Below are 22,190 nucleotides of genomic sequence, written 5' to 3' on the forward strand. Positions count from 1 at the left end.
AGCTTATGCGAGGTACCTCATGGAAGATGAGATCGAGTTCGAACATAAATTCGCAGGCTTCGGAGAGAGCCTTAAACTGGAGGCGGACAACACTATCCAAGGCTATGCCAGCCTGTTTGGTGAGCTTGACCAGGGCGGAGATATTGTCGCTGCAGGGGCCTATCAGGCCTCTTTACAGGCACTGACGGCCCGTGGCAGCCGGGTCAAGATGCTGTGGCAACATGATCCGGCGCAGCCCATCGGGGTCTGGGACGAACTGCGTGAGGATGCGCGTGGGCTCTGGGTGAAGGGCCGCATCCTGACCGAGGTTGCACAGGGCGCCGAAGCAATGGCTCTGGTTACGGCAGGTGCGATCGAAGGTCTCTCGATTGGCTATCGTACCAAACGCGCTCGAAAGGGCGAAAACGGTGGCCGGATCTTGCAGGAGGTAGAACTGTGGGAGGTGTCGCTGGTGACCTTTCCAATGCTCCCCAGCGCGCGCCTCGCCGCCAAGACCAGCAACGAGGTTGACCATAGCCTTCGCGCCCTGGCCGCCCAGTTGCGCTTTGCTAGCCAGCAGTTGGCAGCGGAGACCGAAATCAACTCACCTTTCAAAACAGGACAGAGGCCATGAGCAAATGGGAAATCCCGGCCGGGGCTGCAGAGCCAGCACCTCTGGCGCAGGAAGTAACGCAGGCGTTTTCTGGGTTCATGCGTGAATTCAAGGGGTTTCAGGACGTCGTGAGGGATAAATTCAAACAGACGGAAGAGCGAATGACCATGCTGGATCGGAAGACTTATCGTGCGGCACGCCCGCTTTTGGCGGCGGCAAACACCAGTGAAGCCCCGCATCAAAAGGCCTTTTGTGGCTATATCCGAACCGGAGATGATACCGCGTTGCGCAGCATCCTGCCTGAAAGCAAATCGCTGTCCACCGTCGTCAATAGCGATGGCGGTTACCTGGTGGATCCGCAAACTGCGGATACGGTGAAATCGGTTTTGCAATCGACCGCTTCTATCCGGGCCGTCGCTTCGGTGGTAACGGTCGAGGCCACGTCTTTTGATGTACTGATCGACCATAGCGATACCGGTGCTGGCTGGGCCACGGAAACGGATCCGGCCGTGGAAACCGGCACACCGATGATTGACCGGATCACCATTGCCCTGCACGAGTTGAGCGCCCTGCCCAAGGCCTCGCAGCGGTTGCTGGACGACAGCGCCTTTGACATCGAAACCTGGCTGGCCGGACGCATCGCCGATAAGTTCTCGCGGGCAGAGGCCGCCGCCTTTGTCTCTGGCAACGGCGTCGACAAGCCCACGGGCATCCTGAGCCACCCGGCGGTGGACAATGACAGCTGGAGCTGGGGCAGTCTGGGTTATGTCGCAACCGGCGAGGACGGCGGCATCGGCGATGGCGATGCCATCATTGACCTGGTCTACGCATTGGGAGCGCAGTATCGCGCCAATGCCAGTTTTGTGATGAACTCCAAAACGGCCGGATTGATCCGCAAGCTCAAGGATGCCGATGGTCGCTTCCTGTGGTCTGATGGCCTGGCCGCCGGTGAACCCGCGCGCCTGCTTGGCTATCCGGTTCTGGTGGCCGAAGACATGCCGGATGTCGCCAGTGACAGCTTGGCGCTTGCCTTTGGCGATTTTGCCTCTGGCTACACCATTGCTGAACGCCCGGATCTGCGGGTGCTGCGTGATCCCTTCAGTGCCAAACCGCATGTGCTGTTTTACGCCACCAAACGGGTCGGCGGGGATGTTAGTGATTTTGCTGCCATCAAGCTGCTGAAATTCGGCCTGAGCTAAGGTTCAGGGCGAAGGGGGATCCGGCAGCCCGGATCCCCAGCGGGTGCGCATATTACAGTTTTCTGCCGTCTAGCTGCTCCCCCTCCGTCCGAGCGGCAGGAAATCATGCGTGCCCGCTGAACCAATCTGGGACACCCCGGGGATTCCGAGCCTGCGGAGATGATAATGATGTTAAGCGAAGTGACGCCGGTGCCAGATGCGGCGCTGCCGTTGGAGGCCTTCAAGGCGCACCTGCGGCTGGGAACCGGGTTTGGCGAAAGTGGTTTGCAAGATACGGTGCTGATTGGATTTTTGCGGGCCTCTCTGGCCGCAATCGAAAAGCGAACTGGCAAGGCGCTGTTGCAACGGGATTTTCTTTGGTCGGTGACGCGGCTGCGACGTCTTGATGTGATCGAGATGCCGCTCGCGCCGGTGACAGGGATCGTCAGTCTGAAAAAGGTCGCTGATCAAAACGGCGAAACAGCGCTGAACACCAGCGACTTTTGGCTGGAACAGGACAGCCAGACGCCCAGGCTGCATAGCAAATGCGGAAGTTTTACAGCGCTTGCGACTGGTACCCATCTTGAGGTGGGGTTTACTGGCGGCATGGCGGCGGATTGGGACGCGTTGCCCTCGGATATGGCGCAGGCGGTGTTGATGTTGGCGGCGCATTACTATGAGTACCGCGAGGATACGGCCCTGCATGGCGGCTGCATGCCCTTTGGGGTGGCCAGCCTGATCGAACGATATCGCTTGTTGCGGATCTCTGCGGGGGCGCAGTCAGCTGGGGCTTTGTCATGACCACGGCGCAGATGCGGCTCAATCGCAAGCTGGTATTGGAAGATCCGCAACGGATCAGTGACGGCTCCGGTGGTTATAGCGAAGCCTGGACTCCGCTGGGTGAGATCTGGGCGCAGATGGCGCCGCTAAGTGGGCGCACCTCGGGCCAGGAAGGCGCAAGCCTGTCACTGCAACGCTATCGTATCACGCTGCGGGCTAGCCCGGTTGTATCACTGTCGCGCCCGCGTCCGGGGCAGCGGTTTCGTGAAGAGACACGCCTGTTTCGGATCGAGACCGTCCGCGAGGCCGACGCATCCGGGCGCTATCTCGCTTGTCAGTGCCTTGAGGAGGTTGCGCCATGACCTATGCGCTTTCTGCTGGGCTGCAGCAGGCGATTTATGCGCATTTGCGCGCTGACGCAGGCCTTACAGCGCTTTTGGGGGATGCGCTGTTTGATGCCATGCCCACCGGGGCATTGCCACCGATCTATGCAGTGCTTGGCGCCGAAGAGGTGCTGGACAGATCTGACGCCAGCGGGGCAGCCGCGCGGCACCGGTTCAGCATCAGTGTATTTACCAGTTCAGCCGGTTTTGCTGCTGCCAAAGAGGTGGGCGGTGCGATCAGTGATGCCCTGGCGGAGCCATCCCTGACGCTGACGCGCGGGCGGCTGGTGGGCATCTGGTTTGAGCGCGCCACGGCACAGCGTCTGGACGATGGCGGTCGCAGTATCTCGATGCGCTTTACCGCTCATCTTGAAGACGACTGAAGGCCAAACGGCGGGCGTGCAAACACGGCCCAAGATATGACAAAACTGGAGAAACACCATGGGTGCGCAAAACGGCAAGGATCTGTTGATCAAGGTGGATATGACCGGCGACGGTCAGTTCGAAACACTGGCAGGGCTTCGCGCCACACGGATCAGTTTTAACGCGGAAAGCGTTGATGTGACCAGTCTGGAAAGTCAGGGAGGCTGGCGTGAATTACTCGCCGGCGCCGGGGTGCGCTCTGCCAGTATCACCGGCTCAGGAATCTTTCGCGATGAGACCACCGATGAACGGGCTCGTCAGCTGTTCTTTGATGGCATTACCCCGGATTTTCAGATGGTGATCCCGGATTTCGGCATTGTCGAGGGGGCGTTTCAAGTGACAGCGCTGGAATACATCGGCTCTCACAATGGGGAAGCCACCTATGAGTTGTCACTGGCCAGCGGCGGTGCGCTGACCTTTACAGCGGTCTGAGCCGGTGAAGATGCCCGGTGAGACACATTTCGAAAATCCCTGGCGCGGTGAGGTCACACTGGTGATAGACCAGCGGCCCCAAAAGATGCGGCTGACGTTGGGCGCTTTGGCGCAATTGGAGGCGCATTTGGGGACGGGGTCCTTGGTGGATCTGGTCCGCCGTTTTGAGCAGGGGCAGTTTTCTGCACGCGATATTCTGGCGCTTCTGGCCGCAGGTCTGTCAGGTGGTGGTTGCGACATCTCTGCGACAGATCTGGCCCGCGCCGAGATCGAAGGCGGCGCCGTGGCGGCTGCCCGCGCGGCAGCTGAATTGCTGGCGCGCAGTTTTTCGCTGCCTGGCAGCACACGCGAGGCGGCAGAGTGCGCCTAGATCTGGACCCAAAAGGTCTGGACTGGCCCGGCCTGATGCGGGCCGGGATCACTGGGTTACGACTGCAGCCGGCGCAGTTCTGGGAGCTGACACCGGTGGAGCTGAGATTGCTGCTGGGACAGGGCGCGGGAACCGGCGCCATGGACCGGTCAGGACTGCAAGATCTGATGGCATCTTTTCCGGATGGGCCGCAGGCAAGCGCTAGCGACTAGATCCTCGCCCGCCGCGCGCGGGCGGTAAAACTTCCTATTCAAAGGCAAAGCGAGAGGCGTGATATGGCGGATAACAATGACATCGCATCCCTGGAATTGCAGAGCGAAGCCCTTGGTGACTCGCTTGGGGATGCTGCCGGGATGGCGGCGAGTTTTGAATCCGAGCTGCGCCGTGTCCGCGACGCATTTGAGGCCACGGGAAAAGATGTCGAAACGCTGGAACGTGGCCTTTCCAAGGGGTTGCGGCGCGCTTTTGAAGGTGTGGTCTTTGATGGCCAAAGCCTGTCCTCGGCACTGGACACGCTGGCACGCTCGCTGGTGAACACCACCTATAATGCCGCGATCAAACCGGTGACGGATCAGGTCGGTGGGCTGATTTCCAGCGGTGTGGGCGATCTGATTGGCAGCCTGTTGCCCTTTGCCAATGGGGCTGCCTTTTCGCAGGGGCGTGTCATGCCCTTTGCCCGGGGCGGCGTCGTGAGCTCTCCAACAAGTTTCCCGATGCGGGGCGGCACTGGCCTGATGGGCGAAGCTGGCCCCGAAGCCATCCTGCCGCTGAGCCGTGGTGCTGACGGATCGCTCGGAGTGCGCAGCCAGGGTGGCGGCACGGTCAATCTGGTGATGAATGTCACCACTCCAGATGTTCAGGGGTTTGCGCGCAGCCGGGGCCAGATCGCGGCCCAGATGAGCCGTGCGCTGAGCCGTGGCAATCGTAACCGCTGATATTGGAGGGATAGCAATGAATTTCCACGAAATCCGATTTCCTGCCTCGTTGAGCTTTGGTTCCATCGGTGGGCCTGAACGGCGCACAGATATTGTGACGCTGGCCAATGGTCACGAGGAACGCAACACCCCCTGGGCCCATGCACGCCGCCGGTATGATGCCGGACTGGGCCTGCGCTCGCTGGATGATATTGAGGTGCTGATCGCATTCTTCGAAGCACGTCAGGGTCAGATCTACGGGTTTCGCTGGAAGGACTGGTCAGATTTCAAATCTGCCCGACCCACGGCCGAGATCGATTTTCGCGACCAGCTGATTGCCACCGGCGACGGTGTGACGACCCGCTTTCAGTTGGCCAAAACCTATCGGTCGGGCACGGTTGGCTATCAGCGCCCGATCAGCAAACCGGTCGCAGGGACGCTGCGGCTGGGCCTTGGTCAGGAAGAGTTGCAAGAAGATATCGACTTCACGCTCGACAGCACCACCGGGGAGGTCACGTTGAGCCACCCGCCGGAACAGGGGATCGAGCTGGTGGCGGGCTTTGAGTTTGACGTGCCGGTTCGGTTTGACACCGACCGTATTGCCACCAGTGTCGCCTCCTTTCAGGCCGGGGATGTGCCGGATGTGCCGGTTGTCGAGGTGCGTGTGTAATGGCAGGCGCGAATGAAGGGTTTCTGGCCCATGTCAAAACCGGGGTGACGAGCCTGTGCCGGTGCTGGGGGCTGACCCGGCGCGATGGGGGTATGTTTGGCTTTACTGATCATGATCGGGATCTCAGCTTTGAGGGATGGCAGTTCAAGGCAGGCACGGGTCTTTCAGCGCGGGCTTTGGAACAGGCCACAGGTTTGAGTGTCGACAATTCCGAGGCTCAGGGGGCGCTCAGCGATGCCTCTGTGCGCGAAGAAGACATCCAGGCCGGTCGTTTTGACGGTGCTGATCTGATCTGTTGGCAGGTCAATTGGCAGGATGTTTCGACACGCATGCTGCAGTTTCGCGGATCGATCGGTGAGCTGCGCAGAGCCGGTGGCGCCTTTGAGGCCGAGTTGCGCGGGTTGACCGAAGCCTTGAACCGTCCTTTGGGGCGGATCTACCAAAAACCCTGTACCGCTGTTCTGGGGGATGCGACCTGTCGTTTTGATCTCGACAAGCCCGGGTACGGTTTCGAAGGACCGGTGGAAAAGATCACACCGGCGGGGGCCTTGGAATGGCAGGGGCTCAACGGCTTTGAGCCGGGGTGGTTCACGGCCGGACGCCTTTCGGTTCTGTCTGGCGCCGCTGCGGGGCTGTGGCGGAGCATCAAACGGGATCAGCATTTTGGCGCGGACCGGAGCATAACCCTTTGGGAGCCGCTGCGGATGGGCCTTGAGACGGGCGATGTGGTGCGGCTGGAAGCAGGTTGTGACAAGCGTCTGCAGAGCTGTCGGCTCAAATTCAACAATCTGATGAACTATCAGGGGTTCCCCGACATCCCCGGCGAAGACTGGGTGATGGCAGTACCCAAAAACAAGGGCTCCAATACCGGAGGCAGCCGCAGATGAGCGGGGGTGTGCAAGAACGGGTTTGGCAAGAAAACGGCCCATCTGGCCTGCGCGCCGTTGCTTTGGCCCGAACCTGGATCGGCACCCCTTATCGACATCAGGCATCCTGTAGCGGTGCGGGCTGTGACTGCCTGGGCCTGATTCGTGGGGTCTGGCGCGGGCTCTACGCGATAGAGCCGGAACTGCCGCCTGCCTATTCGATGGATTGGTCTGAAGCCCAGGGTGAAGAGCGGCTCTGGCAGGCGGCCCTGCGCCATCTGGCGACCAAACCGCTGGGGCAGGCGGCACCAGGAGATGTGTTGTTGTTTCGCATGCGCACCGGAGCGGTGGCAAAGCACCTGGGAGTGCAAGCGCGGACAGCCACTGGGAGCTCTGGTGAAGGGGCGTCCTTTGTTCACGCCTATTCGGGACATGGTGTCAAGGAAAGCGCTCTGACCTCTGCGTGGCAGCGCCGTATTGTGGCGCGCTTTACTTTTCCTGAGGAGCTGAGCTGATGGCGACGATTGTTCTTTCTGCTGCCGGGGCGGCGATAGGTGGCAGCCTTGGCGGTGCCGTGGCAGGGCTGTCTTCGGTGGCCATTGGGCGGGCTGTGGGGGCGACACTGGGGCGGGTGATTGATGATCGCTTGCTGGGGCTGGGATCGGATGCGGTTGAGGTCGGCCAGGTCGACCGGTTCCGCCTGACACAGGCAAGTGATGGTCAGCCGATGGCGCAGGTTTTTGGGCGGTCAAGGATTGGCGGCCAGGTGATCTGGGCCACAGAGTTCGTCGAGGCGACATCTACCACGGGTGGCGGCGGCAAGGGCGCCTCTCGCCAACCCGAAACCACCAGCTACAGCTATTCGGTTTCGCTGGCCGTGGCCTTGTGTGCTGGTGAGATTGCTGCCGTGCCGCGTGTCTGGGCCGATGGCGAAGAGGTGGCACCGCAGGATCTCAACATGACGCTCTATCGCGGCACCCCGGATCAGCTGCCGGATCCGCTGATGGAAGCAGTCGAAGGCACCGGCGAAGTGCCCGCCTATCGCGGCACCGCCTATGTGGTGATGGAAAACCTGCAGCTTGATAGTTTTGGCAACCGGGTGCCGCAGTTTTCATTTGAGGTGGTCCGGGCCGAGCAACCTGACAGCCCTGACTATGATCTCGATCTGGGGCAATTGGTACGTGGTGTCGCCCTGATGCCAGGCACCGGAGAATACACGCTGGCCAGCACGCCAGTGCACTACGCATCGGGACCGGGCACGGTGAAATCCGCCAATAGCCATACCGCATCGGGGGAGACTGATCTTCAGACCTCTATAGAGGCTTTGAGCTCAGAACTGCCCAGTTGCGAGGCGGCTTCGCTCATCGTGTCCTGGTTTGGCAATGATCTGCGCTGTGGCACTTGTACGATCAAGCCCAAGGTAGAGCAGAAAGATGCCGAGGGTTCACCTATGCTCTGGTCGGTCGCATCTGAGAGCCGTGCCACTGCGGATCTGGTGCTCCAAGACGAGGAGGGGCGTCCGCTTTATGGGGGGACCCCGGCGGATGCTGCGGTGGTCGAGGCCATTACGGCACTGCAGGAGGCTGGAAAGCGCGTGATGTTCTATCCCTTCATTCTGATGGATCAGGACGCAGGCAACAGTCTGCCCGACCCCTGGAGTGACGCCGAAACTCAGGCCGCTTTGCCCTGGCGGGGACGGATCACCCTGTCCAAGGCGCCGGGGCAGCCAGATAGTCCCGACCAGACCATCACAGCGGATGCTGAAGTCGCGGCCTTCATGGGTACCGCTGTGGCGGCGGATTTTGCAGTTGGCAACGGTACGGTCAGCTATACCGGGCCATCCGAGTGGGGCCTGAGACGGTTTATCCTGCACTACGCCGCACTCTGTGCCGCTGCCGGTGGGGTGGATGCCTTTTGCATTGGCTCTGAAATGCGCGGGCTGACGCAGATCCGAGGCGCAGCTGGATTTCCCGCTGTTGAGGCCCTGCGCCAGCTGGCAGCTGAGGTGCGCCTGCTGCTGCCAGAGGCAAAAATCAGCTATGCCGCCGACTGGTCGGAGTACTGGGGGTATAACAGCCCAGAGGGAGATCGCTATTTCCATCTCGACCCGCTCTGGGCGGATAGCAATATCGATTTCATCGGGATCGACAACTACATGCCGCTGTCGGATTGGCGCGAAGGTGTCGAACATCTGGATGCCACATCAGGCGCCGCGAGCATCTACGATCTCGACTACCTGCGTGCCAATGTCGAAGGCGGCGAGGGTTATGACTGGTACTACCACTCACCAGAAGCCGAAGCCGCCCAAATCCGCACAGACATCACCGATGGCGCCCATGATGAACCCTGGGTCTGGCGCTACAAAGACCTGAAGAACTGGTGGTTGAATACGCATCACGATCGGGTTGCTGGTAGTCGTCAGGAAACGGCCAGCGACTGGGTGCCCGAGATGAAGCCGATCTGGTTCACCGAACTGGGCTGTGCGGCTATAGACAAGGGCACCAATCAGCCCAACAAGTTCCTAGACCCCAAAAGCTCGGAATCGAAGCTGCCGAAATACTCCAATGGCAATCGCGATGACCTGATGCAGATGCAATATCTGCGCGCCTTGCTCGGCTATTGGGGGGAGGATGATAACAACCCGGTGTCACAGGAATACGAGGGGCAAATGCTCGATATGAGCAACGCCTTTGTCTGGGCCTGGGATGCGCGCCCCTTTCCTGCCTTTCCCAATCTGCCCGATGTCTGGAGCGATGGTGAAAACTATCTGCGCGGTCATTGGCTGAATGGGCGGGCCGGGCAGCGCTCTTTAGCCTCGGTGGTGAGTGAAATCTGCGCAGGAGCAGGCCAAAGCCTGATCGACGTGTCAGAACTGCACGGCATCGTGCATGGCTATACCCTGCATGACGTCGGCGAAGCCCGCGCCGCCCTGCAGCCTCTCAGCCTGCGCTATGGGTTTGACAGTATCGAACGCGACGGTGTTTTGCTGTTTCGCCCCCGCGTGGGGACAGGCGCACAAAGGGTGAGTGCAGACCAGCTTGTTGCGCGTGACGAGATGGACGGTCTTTTGGAGCTGCAGCGTGAAGCCGAGGCCGAAATTGCCGGGCGGGTGCGCCTGCGGTTTGTCGAATGGGGGGCGGCCTATGATATCGCCGCCGAAGAGGCGTCATTGCCGGATGAGCAGACCCATGCGGTCAGCGCCAGCGATGTTGCCATTGTGCTGACCCGTGCCGAAGCACGCCAGACGGTCGAACGCTGGCTGGCTGAGGCGCGGGTGTCGCGCGATACCGCCCGCTTTGTGCTACCGCCTTCTGCGCTGGGCCTCGGCGTTGGTGATATCGTCTCTGTGACCAGTTCCGGATCAAAGACTGCTGGACTGGCGGCGCAGACCGGCCAGACGGATGGCGAAGCATCCGAACGCTACCGTCTCGATCGGGTGGAGATCGGCACCGCTCAGATCGTAGATGCCGTAAGGATAGAGCCGGAAGTTTATTTGCCCGCGCAAGTCCCGGAGGATCTGCCTGGTATTGCCGCCTTTGTGCCGCCCTTGCCGGTACTGCCACTGTTCATGGATCTGCCACTGCTGGGGGGCGCCGAAGCTCCGCATGCGCCGCATCTGGCAGTGAGTGGTCAGCCCTGGCCTGGCTCGGTGGCGCTCTATGGGTCGGAAAGCGACGAAAACTATCTGCTGGAGCAGATCATCGCCGCCCGGAGTGTGGTCGGGCTCAGTGAGACCCTGCTTTCGGCAGGGCCTGTCGGTCGGTGGGATCTGGGAGCAGACCTGCAGATCAAACTCATCTCTGGCGGGTTGCAAAGCCGCGACAGGCTGGCGGTGCTCAATGGCGCCAATTTGGCGGCCATTGGCGACGGCAGCAATGGCAATTGGGAGATCTTTCAGTTTCAAACGGCAGATCTTGTCGCGCCAGATACCTATCAGCTGCGCGGACGCCTGCGTGGTCAGCTGGGCAGCGACGGGCTGATGCCGCCTGCCTGGCCGGAAGGATCCTATGTGGTCTTGCTCGACGCAGCTCTGACGCAGCTTGATCTGAGCCTGTTCCAGCGCCGTCTGGCGCGCAACTACCGGATTGGTCCGGCGCGGCGCAGCTATGATGACCCCAGCTATGTGCACCGGGTCGAATCCTTTGAGGGCAATGGCCTGCGCCCCTATGCTCCGGTGCATCTGCGTCAGGCCGTGGCTGGCGGGCCGAAAACTGCGGCCGCTAGGGCCGGGGCGCTGGGCGAGGATCTTGAATTCAGCTGGATACGGCGTGGCAGGATTGAAAGTGATAGCTGGGATCTGGAGGAAATCCCTCTGGGGGAGACGCAAGAGGTCTACCGCCTGCGTCTGATGCGGGGTCAGCAGACCTTGCGCGAAGTTCAACTGAGCACCTCGCAGTGGAACTACCCAGCAGCTGAACAGGTGGCGGATGGTATCCTGCCCGGTGACAGGCTGGAGGTCGCGCAGGTTTCGGATCGCTATGGAGCTGGTTTTGCCGCCAGCATTCCTTTGGCATGACAGGTTCGGGGACAAGATCCCGTGCCTCGGACCGCAAGTGACGGCTGAGCCATTGTGGCGACCAAGTCCGGTTTTGCCGCAGGATGTTACAACTCTGGCCCGTGCCCTGCTTGCGCAGCCACTATGCCGACGCCGAGACCTGTGTCGCGACCTGTTTGATGCAGCGGAACAGGCCGCCGACCATATGCGGTGTCGCAATCAGCTGCACCCGCGTTGGGGCAATGGCACTCTGGATGCGGCGGCCAGAACCATGCCTCTTGTGCAAGAGCCGCTCTGGCATGATCCGGAGTTCATTGACAGCCTGCTGCTGGTCCTGGTCGAGCTGAAGCTGCGGCTTGCACCAGCAGCCGAAAAGCCGGGAACTACAAAAATTGTGCGCGCCAGTTCATGGACATGCCCATAGTCTGGCGGGGTGGCCACGTGCCGGTATTGTGACCCATTCAATTTCGAAATCTTCTTCATCAAGGGTTTGCGTTTGGGTTTTTCTGCCCTAGATGCCATGATGAGTGCCAGCGAGGCCAGAAAGAGGACAGCAGGTCATGATCAAGTTGCGTACAGCAGTAGCTCCCCTGGATCCGGTCTGGGATCAGATCTCGACGGAGGCACGCGAAGCCGTCGCCAAGCAGCCGCTGATGGGCGGGCTGATCCATGCCTGTATCCTGCACCATCCAACGATCGAAAAGGCCCTGTCCTATCGCATTGCAGCCAAGCTGTGCTCGAACGAGATGTCGATGGTGATCCTGCGAGAAATCGTCGATGCAGCCTATGCGGCGGATGCCAGCCTGATTGCTGCGGCGCGCGCCGATCTGATGGCGGTTTATGACCGTGACCCGGCCTGCCATCGTTTGTTGCAACCGATCCTATACTTCAAAGGCTATCAGGCCGTGCAGGCCTATCGCGTGGCCCATTGGTTGTGGAAGCAGGGCGATCAGGATCTGGCGTTTTTCTTCCAGATGCGGATCTCAGAGATCTTTGGCGTCGATATTCATCCCGGCGCCCGTATTGGCCGCGGCATCATGATCGACCACGCCCATTCCATCGTCATTGGCGAGACTGCGGTTGTCGGCAACAACGTCTCCATGTTGCATTCGGTGACGCTGGGCGGTACCGGCAAGGAAGAAGAGGACCGCCACCCCAAGATCGAAGACGGCGTTCTGATCGGGGCCGGTGCCAAGGTGCTGGGCAATATCCGGATTGGCCATTGCAGTCGCATTGCGGCCGGCTCTGTCGTCCTGTCCGAAGTGCCGCCCTGCAAAACCGTTGCGGGTGTGCCGGCAAAGATCGTTGGTGAAGCGGGCTGTGATCAGCCTTCGGTCAGCATGGATCAGGTGGTGCCAAACGGATCACTTCAGCCTTAAGACTGTGTCGGATGGAAACATCCAAGGGGCTTAGCCTGATTGCGACATCGCAACTGCAGATGTAAAACGTCAAAAAGGGGCAGTTTTGCCCCTTTTTTCGTGTCTTCAATGGCTTGCAGAGTATTTCTCCGGGCTAGCCCTGCAAATTTGGAAGGGGTTTGCGGCCGAACAAGACAGCGTAGAACGGAGAACTGTGGTTCCCCGTTCCGATACATGCAGCACCAGCCTACTTACGAGAGGTGAAGTGATCTGCCACTGCCTTTTCCTTGTCGGTCAGGGCGCGTTTTTCAAAGACCACGAACATGGAGTCGACGGCGCGCGGCGTACGGATCAGCTCGTCCTGGCCCATCCCGTCCTCATGCAGTTTGCGACCGATCGGGTTGAGGTTATAGGTAAGCTTCTTGGTGTCAAAGCGATGCTCTTTCCAGCCAAGATACCAGTGCCAATCTGTATAGTAGAGCCAGCTGTTTTCATTGAACGCACGGATATGGGTCGGGTCCTGCCATGCGCCGAAGGACAGATCATATGGCACCAGAATTTCAAAATGACCACCAACCGACATCATGTTCATGCAGTTGGTCATAGCCGATACCAGATCGGGGATATGCTCGATCACATCATTGCAGATGATCTTGTCAAACATGCCTTCCTCGAGGGTCACTTTGCCAAAGCGGTCGCACTCAAACTCCGTACCGATCAGATCCTTGCGGCTGAGGTCGGTGACAATATCCGGGCTCCAATAGTCCGAGTAGTCCAGATTGACGCAGTCTTTGCGGAAGTCCTTGCCGCTGCCCATGTTCAGGGTGCGGGGCAAAGCAAGGGAGGGAGCTGCCGTCGGCGCTGCGGCAGGAGCTGGCTTGCTTGATTGCGCTTTGGGCGGCTTGGCTTTTTTCGGGTTTGCTGTCGTGGCCTTGGATTTTTCTGATTTGGGCGTCACGGGCGCCGGGGCCGTGGATGCTGGGGCTTTGCCATCCAGAACAAGATCGACCAGAATGTCGCTTTCTTTCAGCGCAGAAAAGGCGGTAAAACCTGCGTCTTCGACCTCTGCGCGCATTTTGTCGTCATTGACCAGTGCGATACAGCTGGTGACCAGGTCCTCGTAGGGCACCAGCGTCAGCGCATCCTGCAGGGGGTGGGCAATCAGAGAGTTCGATCCAAATTCGGAAACGACGGCTTTTTTGTTGGCGAGCAGGTAGGAAACACGCGCGATTTCAAAGATTTTGGTGTCATAAAAATGGATATTCAGCACCACCTTGGCGCGGGCAATATGCGCATCGCGCTCTTCGCCATAAACGCCGAACAGATGCACCACGTTCAGGCCTGCTTCGCGCAGGGAATCGAGCACCATTTTGCGTCGCTCGTTGAGGCTGCCGTAAAACAGGACATCAATGTCTTGTTCCACCGGTTTTTCGATCCGGCTCAACGCGGCGCAATAGCCAATGGGGGCCAGTTTTGGGCTTTGATCCATGACCAGAGTTTCAAGGTACTGCAGGTTTTCCGTGCTGTAATCCCAGACCTGAAAATTCGACAAAAGCCAACGCAACTCGGGCGTGTCCCAAGCGGATTTATTGCCGAGCTGTTCGAAATTGTAGATGATCGTGTCCTTGGGCAACTGCGCAAAAGTCGCAGGTTGCAAAAGATTGGCGCCAAGAATGATATTGCGCGCTTCAGAGTCGATCGCGTTGATACTGAGCTTGGCGTTCAGCGAAAGCTCTTGCAGGCCAAACAAAAGTGTTTCGCCGATTTCATCAAAAGCGGCGGCATGTACGTAGCCGTCGGGTTTGACCATGGTGATATTGTAGTCTGTTGTCGAGTGTGTCATTTCATCTTCCATCATGCCAGTCAGTCGCCACTGTTTGAGATGAATAGAGCAAGAACTTTAATAAAATCCCTATGCCTGAAGAATTGAGAAAAACAATCTATGCGGGAGTCGCGTTTTCTGTGTGAAGATGTCGAGATGCTGCCGTAAAGCCAGGGAAAAATGAAAAACGAAAAAACCTTCGCCCTGTGTTTCAGGGCGAAGGTTTGTATGACGACCTTCCAGTTCGACCTGCAAAATGCATTGGAACGATTTGTGATCTGGAAAAATTAGGCCAGCATGACCATTGGATTTTCCAGGTTTTCGACGATGGCCTGCAACAGCTGCGCCCCAAGGGCTCCGTCGATGACGCGGTGATCAACAGACATTGTGACGCTCATCACTGTCGCCACTTTCAATTCACCATCTGCGCCGACTACGGGTTTCTTGGCCCCGGCACCGACAGCTAGGATGCCAGCATGCGGTGGGTTCACGATGGCATCGAAATTGTCGATGCCGAACATGCCGAGGTTGGAAATGGCAAAGCTGCCGCCCTGATATTCATGCGGCGCAAGCTTGCGGTCGCGGGCGCGAGCAGCTAGATCCTTCATCTCAGCCGACAGAGCCGACAGGGATTTCATGTCGCTGTCCTGCAGCACGGGCGTGAACAGCCCACCTTCTATGGCGACGGCCACTGCCACATCAGAAGCTTTCATCTTCAGCACACGATCACCGGCCCAGACCGCATTGGCATCCGGCACCGCCTGTAGCGCCAGCGCCACGGCCTTGATGATGAAATCATTGACCGAGAGTTTGACGCCACGGCCCTCGAGCTGCCTGTTCAGCTGAGCGCGAAACTTGAGCAGTGCATCGAGCTGGATGTCGCGACGCAGATAGAAATGCGGCACGGTCTGTTTGGCTTCGGTGAGGCGGGCGGCAATGGTCTTGCGCATGCCATCAAGGCTGACCTCTTCATAGGTGCGCCCCTCATACATGCGGGCAACCATATCGGCAGAGGCGCCTGTTGGCATAGAAGTCGCACCAGGCGTGGCGGGTGCCACTGTAGGGGCTGTCGCAGCAGCGGGTTGTGGTGCCGCAGTGGCGGTTTCCACATCTGCCTTGACGATACGACCACGCGGACCAGAGCCTGTGATCTGGGCCAGATCCAGCCCTTTGTCGGCCGCAATGCGACGTGCCAAAGGCGAGGCAAAGATCCGGGTGCCATCTGCGGCAACCGGGACTGCCGGGGCCGGGGCAGCGGGTGCCTCGGCGACCACAGGGGCCGCCTCGTGACCCGCGTCGGCTGCCAATGCAGCCTCTGACGGCGCAGCTGGCGTGGTGCCAATATCATCAGCGCTTTCGCCATCTTCCAACAAGACCGCAATGGGCGTGTTCACTTTCACGCCCTCAGAGCCCTCAGCTATGAGGATCTTGCCGACAATGCCTTCATCAACGGCCTCAAACTCCATCGTGGCCTTATCGGTTTCGATCTCGGCGATGAGGTCGCCAGACGAGACGGTATCGCCTTCCTTGACCAGCCATTTGGCAAGGGTGCCTTCCTCCATGGTGGGGGACAGCGCAGGCATCAGGATTTCTGTGGGCATGCTTCTCGCGCTCCTTACCGGTAGGTCACTTGTTTCACGGCTGCCACGACCTCTTCGGTGGTGATCAGCGCGTGGCGTTCCAGGTTGGCGGCATAGGGCATGGGTACGTCCTTGCCGGTGCAGGTCACAACGGGCGCATCCAGGTAGTCGAATGCCTGCTGCATCACCTCTGAGGCGATATAGCTGCCAACGGATCCCTGCGGCCAGCCTTCTTCGACAGTGACAAGACGGTTGGTCTTCATCACTGATTTGATCACGGCCGGCAGATCCATCGGCCGCAGGGTGCGCAGGTCGATAACCTCTGCGGAAATGCCGTCATTGGCCAGCTGGTCAGCCGCTTCGAGAGCGAAATGCATGCCAATACCAAAGGAGACGATAGTCACATCACTGCCTTCACGCCAGATCCGAGCTTTGCCGAAGGGAACAGTGAAATCATCCATCTTGGGCACGTCAAACGACCGGCCATACATGATTTCATTCTCGAGGAAAATCACCGGGTTGGGGTCACGGATCGCCGATTTTAACAGACCCTTGGCATCCGAGGCAGAATAGGGCATCGCAACCTTCAGACCAGGGATCTGCATATACCACGCGGCATAGTCCTGGCTGTGTTGCGCCCCAACACGTGCAGCAGCCCCATTGGGGCCACGAAACACCATGGGAGCCCCCATCTGGCCGCCGGACATATAGAGCGTCTTGGCGGCAGAGTTGATGATGTGGTCGATCGCCTGCATGGCAAAGTTGAAGGTCATGAACTCAACAATCGGGTTCAAACCGCCAAAGGCTGCCCCTGTGGCGATCCCCGCAAATCCGTGCTCTGTGATCGGAGTATCGATGACCCGCTTGGAGCCAAATTCGTCCAGCAGTCCCTGGCTGATTTTATAGGCGCCCTGGTATTCGGCAACCTCTTCGCCCATGAGAAAGACGTTTTCATTGCCGCGCATCTCTTCCGCCATTGCGTCACGCAGGGCTTCACGCACGGTAGTGGGAACCACCTCGGTGCCTTCGGGCCAGTCCGGAGAACTGTCCACCTGGGGCTCGATTGGAGCCACGGTAGCAGCGACAGGGGCTGCGGGCGCCGCAGGTGCCCCGGCCGCTGGCGCTTGATTGCTCGCCGCAGGCGTCGCATCAAGGCTTTCGCCTTCTTCGACCAGCACCGCGATCGGGGTGTTGACCTTCACGCCTTCAGATCCTTCGGAAATCAGGATCTTGCCGATCACGCCTTCATCGACGGCTTCGAATTCCATCGTGGCCTTGTCGGTCTCAATCTCGGCTAGAATATCGCCAGAGCTTACGGTATCGCCTTCCTTGACCAGCCATTTGGCCAGTGTGCCTTCCTCCATGGTCGGCGACAGGGCGGGCATCAGAATTTCAGTTGCCATATCTCTTCATTCCCCTCAGGCGTAGATATCGGTCCAGAGCTCATCAAGCGCTGGTTCCGGGCTGGTGCGGGCAAATTCAGCGGCCTGATTGACCACGTCCTTGATTTCCTTGTCGATCGCTTTCAGATCGTCTTCGCTGGCGTGTTTGCCAGTCAGCAGCATATCGCGGACCTGTTCGATCGGGTCACGCTCACTGCGCATCTTTTGCACTTCTTCGCGGGTACGGTATTTTGCCGGATCCGACATCGAATGGCCACGATAGCGGTAGGTTTTGACCTCAAGGATATAGGGGCCTTTACCGGCGCGGCAATGTGCGGTTGCGCGTTCACTGGCTTCTTTGACGGCCAGCACATTCATGCCATCCACCGCTTCACCGGGGATGCCAAAAGCAGCGCCACGGGTGTAGATATCAGGGGTCGAGGTGGAGCGGGCCTGCGCGGTACCCATGGCGTATTGGTTGTTTTCGATCACGAAGATGACCGGCAGATCCCAGATCGCCGCCATGTTGAAGGTCTCGTAGACCTGGCCCTGGTTGGCAGCCCCATCACCGAAATAGGTGAAGGTGACATTGTCGTTGCCTTTGTATTTGTCAGCAAAGGCAAGACCCGCACCCAGTGGCACCTGAGCCCCCACGATGCCGTGGCCACCGTAAAAGTTTTTCTCTTTCGAGAACATATGCATGGAGCCGCCCTTGCCTTTGGACAACCCGCCCTCGCGGCCGGTCAGCTCAGCCATGACACCACCGGCATCCATGCCGCAGGCCAGCATGTGGCCGTGATCGCGGTAAGAGGTGATGCGCTTGTCGCCGTCTTTGGCAGCTGCTTCGAGCCCGACAACAACCGCTTCCTGGCCGATGTAGAGGTGGCAGAAACCGCCAATCAGGCCCATGCCATAGAGTTGACCGGCCTTTTCCTCGAATCTCCGGATCAAAAGCATGTCACGATAAAACGCAGTCAGCTCTTCGGCGGAAACATTTGGTTTCTTTGTGCTTTTTCTAGCAGCCATCGTTACGGGCTCCCCCTTGAGGCTAGGTAGTTTAGTGTTAAACTAATCCATAATGGATTTTGACCCGACTGGCGAGTGTTTTTGTGACCCGAGGTCATTTCACCGCAGAACCGGCGCCGGTCGAAACAATCTTGGTCCGACGCAAAGCTACGCCCCACATGGTTGCATGCCATTGGGATCGGTTCAACAGCCGGATCAGACAGCTGTGCGGTATCAGGCGTATATAAAGGGTTTAGCGAATGACGATTTCGTCAGCGCGCAGCAGGCCGAGCACGGAACGGGCCTGTTCATCCAGCAGGTCAAGATCAAGAAAGTCGTCCGACAACCGGTGGGTCAGATTTTCCATTCCAGTCATCTCATGCCGAAGGCGAGCGAGATCCAGGCGAAGCTCATCCGCTTCGGCCTGAATCTCGACCCTTCTGAACAACCCGAAATCACCCTGAACCGCCGCAAAGGTAAAATACGCGCTCAGCGCGAATGCGATGGCAAAAAAGGTGAAAGCACCGATGGAAGGCTTGTGGCTTCGGGTCACGTGGAGTTGCCTGTATGTTTACTGCTCAAGTCTGTCGTTGGGCCGTTTGTTCCGGCCTCTGACATCTTTATGCCACAAGTGATTCGGTTTGTGAATCCCCTTTTGAGTCCAAGGGGATAGATTTTTCACTATTAACTTTTTGTTAATCTGTCCGGCAAGGGTGGGTGGATCACTATGTTAGCATGGCGTGAAGGGAAAAGAAAAAGCCGCCGAATTGACTCCGGCGGCCTTTATATGTTTGCGGGCAGGGGCCAGCTCGGTGTCATTGCCCAGGGCTGGTCCGATAGCCTCTCGTTCCACTGCGGGAACAACGAAAGGTGCTTCTTTAGTGCGAAAGGGCCTCAACACCGGGCAAGACCTTGCCTTCCATCCATTCCAGAAATGCGCCGCCTGCGGTGGAGATATAGGTGAAATCTTTGGCCGCGCCTGATGCATTCAGGGCGGCTACGGTATCGCCACCACCGGCAACAGCGGTCAAAAGGCCCGCACGGGTCAATGCGGCGGCCTTCAGAGCAGCCGCATTGGTGGCTGCATCAAAGGGTTCAAGCTCAAATGCGCCAAGTGGGCCGTTCCAGATCAGCGTTTTGCTTTGCTCGAAAATTTCGTTGATGGTGGCGACGCTGTCAGGGCCAGCATCCAGGATCATGCCATCGTCCGGGCATTGATCGACGGGCAGGATCTGATGCTTGGCGTGAGATTCAAACTTCTCTGCAACCACGATATCGCTGGGCAGGATGATCTTGCAGCCGGTGGTTTCGGCCTTGGCGAGGATCTCGGCAGCGGTGTCCTTCATGATGCGTTCCGCCAGAGAGACGCCGACCGGCAAGCCCTTGGCGACCAGAAAGGTATTGGCCATGCCGCCGCCAATGATCAGGTAGTCCACTTTTTCGACCAGATTGCCCAGCAGTTCCAGTTTGGTCGATACCTTCGCCCCGCCCACAACGGCGGCAACCGGGCGTTCTGGGGCGCCCAGAGCACTTTCCAGTGCTTGAAGTTCAGCCTGCATCAGGCGACCTGCACAGGAGGGCAGCAGGTGAGCAATGGCTTCGGTGGAGCTGTGGGCGCGATGCGCGGCAGAGAAAGCATCGTTACAATAGATATCGCCAAGTTCAGCCATGCCAGCCGCCAGTACGGGATCGTTCTTGGTTTCTGAGGCGTGGAAGCGGGTGTTTTCCAGCAGCAGCACTTCGCCGGGCTGCAGCGCATTGGCGGCCTCGGCTGCCCCGGCGCCGACGCAGTCGGCGGCAAACAGCACATTGGTTTCAAAGGCTCGCTCCAGCGTTGGTATCAGCTGGACCAGCGACAGGTTTTCGCGGCGTTCGCCACCTGGGCGGCCAAAATGAGCCAGAAGGATTGGTTTGCCGCCTGCAGCCAGAATGTCTCGTACGGTTGGGGCAATGCGACGGATCCGGGTTGAATCGGTAACCACGCCATCAACAATCGGGACATTGATGTCCACACGTACCAATACGCGTTTGCCGTTCAGGTCCATATCGTCGAGTGTTTTCCAGCCCATGGAAGGCTCCTCTGTGCAAAAAATGCGAAAGAATGCGGATAAATCCGATGTTATTTCGTGGCTTTTTGCCCATCAGTCAATGCTCCCTTGGCAATTGCGAGCGCTACCCTTAATTATCGGTGCAAATTTTGTTGACAGGAGGGCCTCATGGCCGAGATTAAAGATCCAGAAAACACCGTCATCGTTGAACTCAAGGACGGCAATGTCGTTATTGAGCTTCTGGCGGATGTTGCCCCGAAACATGCCGAGCGCATGAAAGAACTGGCCCGCGCTGGTGAATATGACAACGTTTGTTTTCACCGGGTTATCGATGGCTTCATGGCTCAAACTGGCGATGTCGCCAACGGCGACATGGAAGATGGTTTCAACATCCGCATGGCCGGTACCGGTGGCTCCAGCCTGCCAAACCTGCCTGCAGAATTCTCTAAACTGCCGCATGATCGTGGCACCCTGGGTGCCGCACGCTCGGCCAATCCGGATTCGGCCAACTCGCAGTTTTTCATCAACTTCAAAGATAACCACTTCCTGAACGGCCAATACACCGTATACGGCCGCGTCATCGAAGGCATGGAGCACGTCGATGCCATCACCAAAGGTGAGCCACCTGCGGAGCCTGATCGTATGATCAGCGTCAAGGTTGCTGCCGATGCTTAAGCTCGCAGCTGCCTTTTCCCTGATGGCAGGCACGGCTTTGGCTTCGGGGCTCGAAATCCAGATCGAGGGCGAGGCCAATGGCACCGTCAAGATCGACCTGCTTGAAGATCTGGCGCCTAAACATGTCGCGCAGATCACCGCGCTGGCTGGTGAAGGTAAATATGACGGCGTGGTGTTCCACCGCGTCATCGAGGGCTTCATGGCACAGACGGGCGACGTTCAGTTTGGCCGTCTGGGTGGAGACATGAGCCGCGCTGGCATGGGGGGCTCTGAGCTGCCTGATTTGCCTGCCGAGTTTTCGGAGTTGAACTTCGATCGTGGTGTGGTTGGCATGGCACGTTCGCAGAACCCCAACAGCGCCAATTCGCAGTTCTTCATCATGTTCAAGCCAGGGCATTTTCTCAACGGTCAGTACACCATCGTTGGCGAAGTCACCGAGGGCATGGATGTTGTGGATGCAATCAAGCGCGGCGCGGGCAACAGTGGCTCAGTGGTTGGAAAGCCGGATGTCATGACAAAGGTCACAGTCACCGACTAATTGCCCGGGCCAATTCTCCTGACCAATTCCCGGACAGGTCGTTCTTTCTCCGCTAATCAAGAGCCGCGCCTTTAGCGAGCAAATGGATTGGCGACGGCGGCGGTCAGGGAGGATCACAAAGATCCGAAACAAGAAAACGAAAGGCCGCGTCAGAATGTACTGGCGCGGCCTTTTCTGTAAAGTCAGTCAGATATCGCTGACTGGAACAGGAAGTTGTCCACGTCCTGCATTTGGCCCGCAGAGCTGCACTGCACAAGAATTGTAACATTGGAAAATGAGGTCAGAACGTCGTTGTCTTGCTGTTTGAACGTCAGCCGGTCGATGTTGTCGCCACCACCGTCGCTGGTATCGCTGCCGCAATAGGTTGGGAAGTGGCGGCCAAACGCAGTGTTGCACGTGATGCGGTCGTCGCCGGAATACGCCTCGCCGGTTCCATGATAGTCCAGCTTGTGAAAGCGCAGATAAAATCTGACATGGAGAGTTTCACGCACCCGTGTGCGCTGATCGAAACGGATCTGAAGGACCAATAGGTCTAGATGGAACCGTAGATACTACTGGTTAGGGTCAGAGATGCGCCACTTCTAGCTGCGATCACAAGTGGCGTCGAGGAGGACGAGGCCGAACTGAGGTAGTGGAATCTGCCAACTGTCAGGAAATCTAGAGTGCAACGACCACTTGG

General features: G+C 58.6%; 24 protein-coding genes. 17 read left to right on the forward strand and 7 right to left on the reverse strand.

Going from position 1 to position 22,190, the window contains the following annotated elements; genetic code table 11:
• Positions 1–19: 19 nt before the first annotated feature.
• The 15 genes from PH5382_RS06760 (at position 20) to cysE (ending at position 12,482) form a co-directional block, all read left to right on the forward strand.
• Positions 20–613: an HK97 family phage prohead protease gene (locus PH5382_RS06760; protein ID WP_058333583.1), complete on the forward strand. Its 594-nt coding sequence runs from the start codon at positions 20–22 to the stop codon at positions 611–613.
• Positions 610–1,791, forward strand: a complete 1,182-nt coding sequence (locus PH5382_RS06765) for a phage major capsid protein (RefSeq protein WP_058333584.1) — start codon at positions 610–612, stop codon at positions 1,789–1,791. Before PH5382_RS06760 ends, PH5382_RS06765 begins: the two co-directional genes overlap by 4 nt.
• Before the next feature lie 165 nt (positions 1,792–1,956).
• Positions 1,957–2,571: a head-tail connector protein gene (locus tag PH5382_RS06770; protein WP_058333585.1), complete on the forward strand. Its 615-nt coding sequence runs from the start codon at positions 1,957–1,959 to the stop codon at positions 2,569–2,571.
• Entirely contained in the window at positions 2,568–2,912 is a 345-nt protein-coding gene (locus tag PH5382_RS06775; RefSeq protein ID WP_058333586.1) for a head-tail adaptor protein, read from the forward strand. The genes PH5382_RS06770 and PH5382_RS06775 overlap by 4 nt, the downstream gene beginning before the upstream one ends.
• Positions 2,909–3,316, forward strand: coding sequence for a DUF3168 domain-containing protein (locus PH5382_RS06780; RefSeq protein WP_058333587.1), 408 nt, complete (start codon positions 2,909–2,911; stop codon positions 3,314–3,316). The genes PH5382_RS06775 and PH5382_RS06780 overlap by 4 nt, the downstream gene beginning before the upstream one ends.
• Positions 3,317–3,374: 58 nt before the next feature.
• Entirely contained in the window at positions 3,375–3,788 is a 414-nt protein-coding gene (locus PH5382_RS06785; protein WP_058333588.1) for a phage major tail protein, TP901-1 family, read from the forward strand.
• 10 nt (positions 3,789–3,798) lie between these two features.
• Positions 3,799–4,158, forward strand: coding sequence for a gene transfer agent family protein (locus PH5382_RS06790; protein WP_058333589.1), 360 nt, complete (start codon positions 3,799–3,801; stop codon positions 4,156–4,158).
• Positions 4,149–4,370, forward strand: a complete 222-nt coding sequence (locus tag PH5382_RS06795) for a rcc01693 family protein (protein WP_058333590.1) — start codon at positions 4,149–4,151, stop codon at positions 4,368–4,370. Before PH5382_RS06790 ends, PH5382_RS06795 begins: the two co-directional genes overlap by 10 nt.
• Positions 4,371–4,433: 63 nt before the next feature.
• On the forward strand, positions 4,434–5,093 hold the full coding sequence (locus tag PH5382_RS06800; protein WP_058333591.1) for a phage tail tape measure protein: 660 nt from the start codon (positions 4,434–4,436) through the stop codon (positions 5,091–5,093).
• 16 nt (positions 5,094–5,109) lie between these two features.
• Positions 5,110–5,742: a DUF2460 domain-containing protein gene (locus tag PH5382_RS06805; RefSeq protein ID WP_058333592.1), complete on the forward strand. Its 633-nt coding sequence runs from the start codon at positions 5,110–5,112 to the stop codon at positions 5,740–5,742.
• Positions 5,742–6,629 (forward strand): DUF2163 domain-containing protein, encoded by an 888-nt coding sequence (locus PH5382_RS06810; RefSeq protein WP_058333593.1) that lies wholly within the window; start codon positions 5,742–5,744, stop codon positions 6,627–6,629. The genes PH5382_RS06805 and PH5382_RS06810 overlap by 1 nt, the downstream gene beginning before the upstream one ends.
• Positions 6,626–7,123: an NlpC/P60 family protein gene (locus tag PH5382_RS06815; RefSeq protein ID WP_058333594.1), complete on the forward strand. Its 498-nt coding sequence runs from the start codon at positions 6,626–6,628 to the stop codon at positions 7,121–7,123. The genes PH5382_RS06810 and PH5382_RS06815 overlap by 4 nt, the downstream gene beginning before the upstream one ends.
• Complete coding sequence (locus PH5382_RS06820) at positions 7,123–11,124, forward strand: baseplate multidomain protein megatron (protein WP_058333595.1); 4,002 nt, start codon at positions 7,123–7,125, stop codon at positions 11,122–11,124. Before PH5382_RS06815 ends, PH5382_RS06820 begins: the two co-directional genes overlap by 1 nt.
• A 37-nt stretch (positions 11,125–11,161) precedes the next feature.
• Positions 11,162–11,527 carry a DUF7742 family protein gene (locus PH5382_RS06825; protein WP_197410009.1) on the forward strand — a complete coding sequence of 122 codons (366 nt, stop codon included), beginning with the start codon at positions 11,162–11,164 and terminating at the stop codon, positions 11,525–11,527.
• Positions 11,528–11,663: 136 nt separating this feature from the next.
• Positions 11,664–12,482, forward strand: a complete 819-nt coding sequence (gene cysE / locus PH5382_RS06830) for a serine O-acetyltransferase (protein WP_058333597.1) — start codon at positions 11,664–11,666, stop codon at positions 12,480–12,482.
• A gap of 226 nt (positions 12,483–12,708) precedes the next feature.
• Here cysE and PH5382_RS06835 read toward each other — a convergent pair whose 3' ends face one another.
• The 6 genes from PH5382_RS06835 to pgk all read right to left on the reverse strand — a co-directional run bounded on the left by PH5382_RS06835 (position 12,709) and on the right by pgk (position 20,319).
• Positions 12,709–14,304, reverse strand: coding sequence for a methyltransferase domain-containing protein (locus PH5382_RS06835; protein ID WP_197410010.1), 1,596 nt, complete (start codon positions 14,302–14,304; stop codon positions 12,709–12,711).
• Positions 14,305–14,570: 266 nt separating this feature from the next.
• The gene (locus PH5382_RS06840; protein WP_058333599.1) at positions 14,571–15,884 is read right to left on the reverse strand and encodes a pyruvate dehydrogenase complex dihydrolipoamide acetyltransferase; all 1,314 of its coding nucleotides are present in this window, start codon (positions 15,882–15,884) and stop codon (positions 14,571–14,573) included.
• A 14-nt stretch (positions 15,885–15,898) separates the two neighbouring features.
• On the reverse strand, positions 15,899–17,266 hold the full coding sequence (locus PH5382_RS06845; protein ID WP_058333600.1) for a pyruvate dehydrogenase complex E1 component subunit beta: 1,368 nt from the start codon (positions 17,264–17,266) through the stop codon (positions 15,899–15,901).
• Positions 17,267–17,281: 15 nt separating this feature from the next.
• Positions 17,282–18,271, reverse strand: a complete 990-nt coding sequence (gene pdhA, locus PH5382_RS06850) for a pyruvate dehydrogenase (acetyl-transferring) E1 component subunit alpha (RefSeq protein ID WP_058333601.1) — start codon at positions 18,269–18,271, stop codon at positions 17,282–17,284.
• Positions 18,272–18,503: 232 nt separating this feature from the next.
• Positions 18,504–18,803, reverse strand: coding sequence for an FtsB family cell division protein (locus PH5382_RS06855; protein ID WP_058333602.1), 300 nt, complete (start codon positions 18,801–18,803; stop codon positions 18,504–18,506).
• Between the two features lie 325 nt (positions 18,804–19,128).
• Positions 19,129–20,319: a phosphoglycerate kinase gene (gene pgk / locus PH5382_RS06860; RefSeq protein WP_058333603.1), complete on the reverse strand. Its 1,191-nt coding sequence runs from the start codon at positions 20,317–20,319 to the stop codon at positions 19,129–19,131.
• Between the two features lie 147 nt (positions 20,320–20,466).
• Here pgk and PH5382_RS06865 point away from each other — a divergent pair, with 147 nt between their 5' ends.
• Positions 20,467–20,973 (forward strand): peptidylprolyl isomerase, encoded by a 507-nt coding sequence (locus PH5382_RS06865; protein ID WP_058333604.1) that lies wholly within the window; start codon positions 20,467–20,469, stop codon positions 20,971–20,973.
• Positions 20,966–21,511: a peptidylprolyl isomerase gene (locus PH5382_RS06870; RefSeq protein WP_058333605.1), complete on the forward strand. Its 546-nt coding sequence runs from the start codon at positions 20,966–20,968 to the stop codon at positions 21,509–21,511. The genes PH5382_RS06865 and PH5382_RS06870 overlap by 8 nt, the downstream gene beginning before the upstream one ends.
• Positions 21,512–21,693: 182 nt before the next feature.
• Here PH5382_RS06870 and PH5382_RS06875 read toward each other — a convergent pair whose 3' ends face one another.
• Positions 21,694–22,002 (reverse strand): hypothetical protein, encoded by a 309-nt coding sequence (locus tag PH5382_RS06875; RefSeq protein ID WP_058333606.1) that lies wholly within the window; start codon positions 22,000–22,002, stop codon positions 21,694–21,696.
• Between the last annotated feature and the right edge of the window lie 188 nt (positions 22,003–22,190).

Origin of the sequence: Phaeobacter sp. CECT 5382 (assembly GCF_001457775.1) — a bacterium.
Classification (GTDB): Bacteria; Pseudomonadota; Alphaproteobacteria; order Rhodobacterales; family Rhodobacteraceae; genus Pseudophaeobacter.

What these genes read in the sequence shown, in the direction of transcription:
- PH5382_RS06800 (WP_058333591.1), top strand. Translation starts at nt 4,434, where the DNA reads ATGGCGGATAACAATGACATCGCATCCCTGGAATTGCAGAGCGAAGCC.
- pdhA (WP_058333601.1), bottom strand. Translation starts at nt 18,271, where the DNA reads ATGGCTGCTAGAAAAAGCACAAAGAAACCAAATGTTTCCGCCGAAGAG.
- PH5382_RS06785 (WP_058333588.1), top strand. Translation starts at nt 3,375, where the DNA reads ATGGGTGCGCAAAACGGCAAGGATCTGTTGATCAAGGTGGATATGACC.
- PH5382_RS06820 (WP_058333595.1), top strand. Translation starts at nt 7,123, where the DNA reads ATGGCGACGATTGTTCTTTCTGCTGCCGGGGCGGCGATAGGTGGCAGC.
- PH5382_RS06835 (WP_197410010.1), bottom strand. Translation starts at nt 14,304, where the DNA reads ATGACACACTCGACAACAGACTACAATATCACCATGGTCAAACCCGAC.
- PH5382_RS06870 (WP_058333605.1), top strand. Translation starts at nt 20,966, where the DNA reads ATGCTTAAGCTCGCAGCTGCCTTTTCCCTGATGGCAGGCACGGCTTTG.
- PH5382_RS06865 (WP_058333604.1), top strand. Translation starts at nt 20,467, where the DNA reads ATGGCCGAGATTAAAGATCCAGAAAACACCGTCATCGTTGAACTCAAG.
- PH5382_RS06805 (WP_058333592.1), top strand. Translation starts at nt 5,110, where the DNA reads ATGAATTTCCACGAAATCCGATTTCCTGCCTCGTTGAGCTTTGGTTCC.
- PH5382_RS06760 (WP_058333583.1), top strand. Translation starts at nt 20, where the DNA reads ATGGAAGATGAGATCGAGTTCGAACATAAATTCGCAGGCTTCGGAGAG.
- PH5382_RS06790 (WP_058333589.1), top strand. Translation starts at nt 3,799, where the DNA reads ATGCCCGGTGAGACACATTTCGAAAATCCCTGGCGCGGTGAGGTCACA.
- PH5382_RS06810 (WP_058333593.1), top strand. Translation starts at nt 5,742, where the DNA reads ATGGCAGGCGCGAATGAAGGGTTTCTGGCCCATGTCAAAACCGGGGTG.
- PH5382_RS06815 (WP_058333594.1), top strand. Translation starts at nt 6,626, where the DNA reads ATGAGCGGGGGTGTGCAAGAACGGGTTTGGCAAGAAAACGGCCCATCT.
- pgk (WP_058333603.1), bottom strand. Translation starts at nt 20,319, where the DNA reads ATGGGCTGGAAAACACTCGACGATATGGACCTGAACGGCAAACGCGTA.
- PH5382_RS06770 (WP_058333585.1), top strand. Translation starts at nt 1,957, where the DNA reads ATGATGTTAAGCGAAGTGACGCCGGTGCCAGATGCGGCGCTGCCGTTG.
- cysE (WP_058333597.1), top strand. Translation starts at nt 11,664, where the DNA reads ATGATCAAGTTGCGTACAGCAGTAGCTCCCCTGGATCCGGTCTGGGAT.
- PH5382_RS06765 (WP_058333584.1), top strand. Translation starts at nt 610, where the DNA reads ATGAGCAAATGGGAAATCCCGGCCGGGGCTGCAGAGCCAGCACCTCTG.
- PH5382_RS06845 (WP_058333600.1), bottom strand. Translation starts at nt 17,266, where the DNA reads ATGGCAACTGAAATTCTGATGCCCGCCCTGTCGCCGACCATGGAGGAA.
- PH5382_RS06775 (WP_058333586.1), top strand. Translation starts at nt 2,568, where the DNA reads ATGACCACGGCGCAGATGCGGCTCAATCGCAAGCTGGTATTGGAAGAT.
- PH5382_RS06780 (WP_058333587.1), top strand. Translation starts at nt 2,909, where the DNA reads ATGACCTATGCGCTTTCTGCTGGGCTGCAGCAGGCGATTTATGCGCAT.
- PH5382_RS06840 (WP_058333599.1), bottom strand. Translation starts at nt 15,884, where the DNA reads ATGCCCACAGAAATCCTGATGCCTGCGCTGTCCCCCACCATGGAGGAA.